Below are 5,130 nucleotides of genomic sequence, written 5' to 3' on the forward strand. Positions count from 1 at the left end.
TCAAGTCCTGAACCTGGTAAAGTTCTACATAAACAACTTACAGCACATTTTCTTAACATGAATACTGGCTTTTCTCTCCAAATAGGTGTGTTCTTAAAATACTCACTAAGTAAAACAGAAAAACTATAACGAATACCATCATCTGATTTGAAAAAAGCTGTACACTGCCAATCTTCTTGTATCGCCTTATTACCTTTAGAATCAATCTTAAGAGATTTAACCAATTTCTCTTCAAAGTCAAGATCATACTTGTTATATCCAGCTTCATATGCACGTATAAGCAATGTTTGATATGCTACTACAACTGTATAACGTCCATTGAATGGTATTATGTATGCTTCCTTCTTAAATGGATTTAATTTGTTTACTTGTAATAAAGTTAAAATTTCTCGTTCTGAATAAGCATCTATCTTGTTAAGATTATGCATAATCTTGTATGTTTCCCATACTTCTGCAATATTACTTGAATTCATTTTATCTATTATTACATCTACTGTATTTGGTGATTGATTTTTTAATATATCATTTTTACTCATAATAATTTAACTCCTTATTTTTGTATATGTTTTACATACATAATAATATACAATAAAAATTATTTTTTGTCAACTTTTATTCAAAAAAAACATACTTAAAAAAGTTTAGCCCTTACTTAAAAAGACTTAAAAAGTATTCTTAAGTAAGGGCCAAAATCCACTTAATATGAACATATACATTAAGGTAGATCAACCATGATCTAACTATGAGTACTATTACTTTATCTCAAATATCAATTAAAATCAATTAGTATTTTACAACAAAAACAAAAAAGTTTAACCCTTACTTAAAAAGACTTAAAAAGCATTCTTAAGTAAGAGCCAAAATCCACTTAATATGAACATATACATTAAGGTAGATCAATCATGATCTACCTATGAGTACTACTACTTTATCTCAAATATCAATTAAAATCAATTAGTACTCTTACATAAAAATGATATTAGTAATAACTACAACTATGAATAGACAACATGCCAATATAGTGTTTATTCATAATTTATTTACATTTTTTTAACAAATTAATTAATAAAGATTAAAGTTTTTATATTAATAATATTTAATCAAACTCACTTCTACTCTTTAAATTTTTTTAAAAACTTTTCAATTATCTCTTTTTCATTTTCAAAAAGCATATCTAACAAATATCCTGTAAACTTAGAATTTTTTTTATAAAAATCATAACTTGCTTGTTTTTTAAGTTGAAATCTTAAGGGCTTTATTTTGTTTTGTTTTGATTTTCGTACCGTTTTACTTCCTTCATGGCCTATTAAATCTAATGCATTATGAATACCATTTTCAATAATATAATTCTCTTCAATAATACCATCGTGTAATGCATTAGCTAGTCTCAAGTACGCATACGCTTGAGTTTTAGCTACTTTATAGTCTTTAATAAAACCTTCAAAACTTTTATAATTATCCAGCTTATAATACTCATTATCTTTTATTTCTTTTAAAATTTTCATACTCTCTACTTTGTAATAAATTTCTCTTTTGAAATTTTCTTTTAATTTATCTTTTAAAGAATTATAATAATTTCTTACATCTTGTTGTTCTTCTTTATTTGCTAGAACTCTGTCATTTATCTTTATATTCATATTTAACACTTACACATAGTTCAGATCCTGAACCATACATGCTTACTCCTTTATATGTATAAAATTAAACCTTTTAAACTTTATTAAATTTACTTTTATATTATTTGTTTTTTTTAAAAAGAACATCTAATACACCTTGATATTCCTTCATATAATCTTTATTCAAATCAAAAATATTATTTTCTGCGATTTTCTTATTTAAATCCTCTCGTTCTGATATAAATCCCAAAAAATTATTTTTTGCTTGTAAATTTTCTAACAAAAATTTATGTGAATTATTTTTCTTAAACTTTGTAATAAAAATAAAAGTCGGTATTTTCAACTTTAAATCCTTCATATAAAACTCAAGTATTTGCAAACTTTCAACAGCCCATTTTTCTGCTATCATTGGAATTATAGCACAATCACTTACTACTAAAGCATTTGTTAACGTATAATCTAAACTAGGATTAGTATCTAATATGATAAAATCATATTTTGCTTTTAAAAAAGTTAATGCTTCCTTTAATTTTAATTCTTTAAAATTAATCACTTCTTTGTTAAATAAATGAAGACTTAAATAACTAGGTATTAAATCCAAATTTTTATCTACTGACACAATAGACCTATTAATATTTATAGCACCTTTAAGAACCCTATATATATTTCTAGAAACTATGTTAAAATTGTTTTGTTCAAAAATTCCATAAAAATAACTAGTGGTTGATGCTTGTGTGTCCATATCTATAAGCAATACTCTATATTTTTTTGATAACAATATTGCAAATATGATAGCACTCGTACTTTTACCAACACCACCTTTAATCGATGCAATACTAATTATTTTTGGTTTTTCTTTATCCATTTAGTTATCATGCCTCCTTCTGGCAATTCTTTGCCATAATATTCATATACTTGCTTTTCTAAGCTCTCTATGCGTTCAATCAATAATTCATTATACTCAGTTCCAATTTTTTCAATTTTTAATAAACGAGACATGCCTCTCATATAGCAATATATGCTTCCATTTTTAAGTTTAAATTCTATGTAACACACTTTTGAAAATGTATACGCCTTAATAACACCTTCTTCTTTATCTCTATATTTTGTTACAATATTTTGTAGTGGTTTTCTATATCCATAATGTATCCCTAAAAATTTATTATCTTCTTTTAAAGGAAATAAATTAAATGCTCTCATTTTCTTTTTGTTAAACAATTCTCTAAACGCAAGAAAAAATTTATGTTTTTGTCTCTTGTGAATCCCAAATGTATACAAATCATTCATAATTTTTGTGTGATATATTTTTCTACCATCTTTATCTTCAATTTTAAAAAAAATTGCGCGTTTTGGATCAAAGTTTGTTGCATTTTCTACTTTTTTTACTTCTTCTATTTCTTTTACTTTTTCTATTTTTTCTATCTCTTTTGTTTCTTTTGTTGCTATTATTTCTTTTCTTTTTGATTTAAGACGTTCTAATATACTTTCCATAACTAATCCTTAATGAATACTTTCTTTAAAATTTTGCAATTTACAATAATTTTCTTTATTTTCTAGCAATTCCAATAATTCATAATAGTATTGATTATTGAATGCTTTACGATAATCCAATTTTTCTTGTTTGTTTAAGTAATTTTTAAGCACTGGCAAAAGAATTTCAATGCTTGTTTTATGTCTTAATTGATCAAGCAATATGCTAAATATATTATCTTTGATATTTCTCTCATTATTTTGTACATCCTTCCTATCTTTTTCACACAACATCTCAATTTTGCCTATTATCTTTTTTAAATCATCATACTTATCGTTTTCTATAATAAAATGCGGCTTGCTTTTATAATTTTCATATACCTTTTGCACCTCTTTTTCTAATTGTTTTTCAATATACCCTTCTTTTTCTAATTTAACCTTTGCTTCATATAATATTCTACTCAATTCTTGTTGTTTAAATTGCAATTTGCTTTTATTATTTCCATTATATCTGATTTCATTGTGCAAATTCTTTTGTGATCGATTTTCATTCTTTTTCATTTCTCTTAAAGCTTTAATTTTCTCATCTTTACTTATTTTTAAATTCAAAATAGAAAGAAATTCATCTGTTTTAAATTTGCATTTTTTAACATATTTCATGACTTGAAGCTTTTCGATTAATTTTATCTTTTCTTCTTTATTATTATTATTTATATTATTAATACACTCCCATTTTTCTACACTACTATTTTTATTGCATGCCTTTTTATTTTGATAATATTTATCTACTCGGTTTAAATGTCTGTTTTCTTTTCTTTCTTTAAAGTTTTTGTTAATTCTTCGATAACATTCTTTTTTTGAATACTGAAGTTTGTAATAAATTGCAGTACCCATATTAATTCCTAAGTGTTGATAATAGTTACTAGTTACTTGAAATTCTTTTTCTAGTTTGTATAAATAGCTTTGTAGTGTTTTGATTTTTATTTCTTTGTGTCCATTTCTTTTTAAATTGCCATTGAAATAGTAAAGGATTCTATTTTGAGAGTATTTCTTGAATTGTCTGTTTATATAGGATATTGTGGATATTAAAGTTATCAATTTATGTTGATATTTATTCTTGCAAGTTGTTTTCTTTCTAAGCATGGCTTATGTCTCCTTAATTATACATGTTTACATAACTAATAAGATAGCTATATAAATATGATAACGAAAATACATCGAAAAGTAAACTTATTTATACTAAAAATGTTTTTTTATGTAAAGTTTTTACAAAAACTTTACATAAAAATTTGTTAAATTTAGTTTTTGCTATATATTATTATGTATGTAAAACATATGCAAAAATAAGGAGTTAAATTATTATGAGTAAAAATGATATCACAAAAATTAATAATGGAGTAAAAAAAATGAATTGTCAAGATTTATACACCCAACAAGTTATTAAAGGTTTAGAATCTTTTGTTCCAACACCAGATTCTGATAATAATAAACAAACTAATGTAAGTAAAATGAGCAAAATAGGACGTAAATTACCTGGTATCAAAAAGAATGAATATTTCAAGTTTAATAGTAAAGTAGATTTTTCTATTCAACGTGAAGGATTAACAAGATTTGGTGCTAGTGAAGTTGGTAGTATATTTCTTGGTGCTGATGCTGCTTCTGAATTAATTGTAAGTAGAGTACTTAAATTTTTTGGGAAAGAAGTTCCATATAAAGATAATTTGCATATTAAAAAAGGAAAAGCATTAGAAAATTTAGAATTTGCTGAGTTTCTACGTATTTATTCTGATAATATACAAATTTTACACAAAAACAAATATGCTAATGGAATAGACAAATATAATTACTTCAAACGAGTAGGTAGAGGAGATAATCTTGTTGGTGCAATAATAGATGGTTGGTTTATAAATAATCAAGGTGAAACAGAACTATTAGAGATTAAATGTAGTGATAGTAATTATTTAACATCAGCTATTACAGAATATAATCAAACAGGTAATTTTTTAGAAAGTAAATATTTCTTTAAATATTATGTTCAAGCACA

Annotated in this window: 5 protein-coding genes and 1 pseudogene; 1 reads left to right on the forward strand and 5 read right to left on the reverse strand. The window is 24.2% G+C overall.

What is annotated here, in order from left to right; genetic code table 11:
* The 5 genes from U880_RS0106365 to U880_RS0106385 form a co-directional block, all read right to left on the reverse strand.
* Nucleotides 1–536 (reverse strand): recombinase RecT (locus U880_RS0106365; protein ID WP_024655225.1); only part of this gene is annotated, 536 nt, incomplete at its 3' end.
* Between the two features lie 576 nt (nt 537–1,112).
* Nucleotides 1,113–1,637, reverse strand: a complete 525-nt coding sequence (locus U880_RS10330) for a chromosome replication/partitioning protein (RefSeq protein WP_038359555.1) — start codon at nt 1,635–1,637, stop codon at nt 1,113–1,115.
* Nucleotides 1,638–1,737: 100 nt separating this feature from the next.
* Nucleotides 1,738–2,481 (reverse strand): ParA family protein, encoded by a 744-nt coding sequence (locus U880_RS0106375; protein WP_024655226.1) that lies wholly within the window; start codon nt 2,479–2,481, stop codon nt 1,738–1,740.
* A complete protein-coding gene (locus U880_RS0106380) occupies nt 2,457–3,107 on the reverse strand; it encodes a DUF226 domain-containing protein (RefSeq protein WP_024655227.1) in 651 nt (216 codons plus the stop codon). Before U880_RS0106380 ends, U880_RS0106375 begins: the two co-directional genes overlap by 25 nt.
* A 9-nt stretch (nt 3,108–3,116) precedes the next feature.
* The gene (locus tag U880_RS0106385) at nt 3,117–4,229 is read right to left on the reverse strand and encodes a plasmid maintenance protein (protein ID WP_024655228.1); all 1,113 of its coding nucleotides are present in this window, start codon (nt 4,227–4,229) and stop codon (nt 3,117–3,119) included.
* A 218-nt stretch (nt 4,230–4,447) separates the two neighbouring features.
* Here U880_RS0106385 and U880_RS0106390 point away from each other — a divergent pair.
* A pseudogene (locus U880_RS0106390) lies at nt 4,448–5,130 on the forward strand (DUF244 domain-containing protein); the annotation flags it as partial.

Origin of the sequence: Borrelia hispanica CRI, from assembly GCF_000500065.1 — a bacterium.
Classification (GTDB): domain Bacteria; phylum Spirochaetota; class Spirochaetia; order Borreliales; family Borreliaceae; genus Borrelia; species Borrelia hispanica.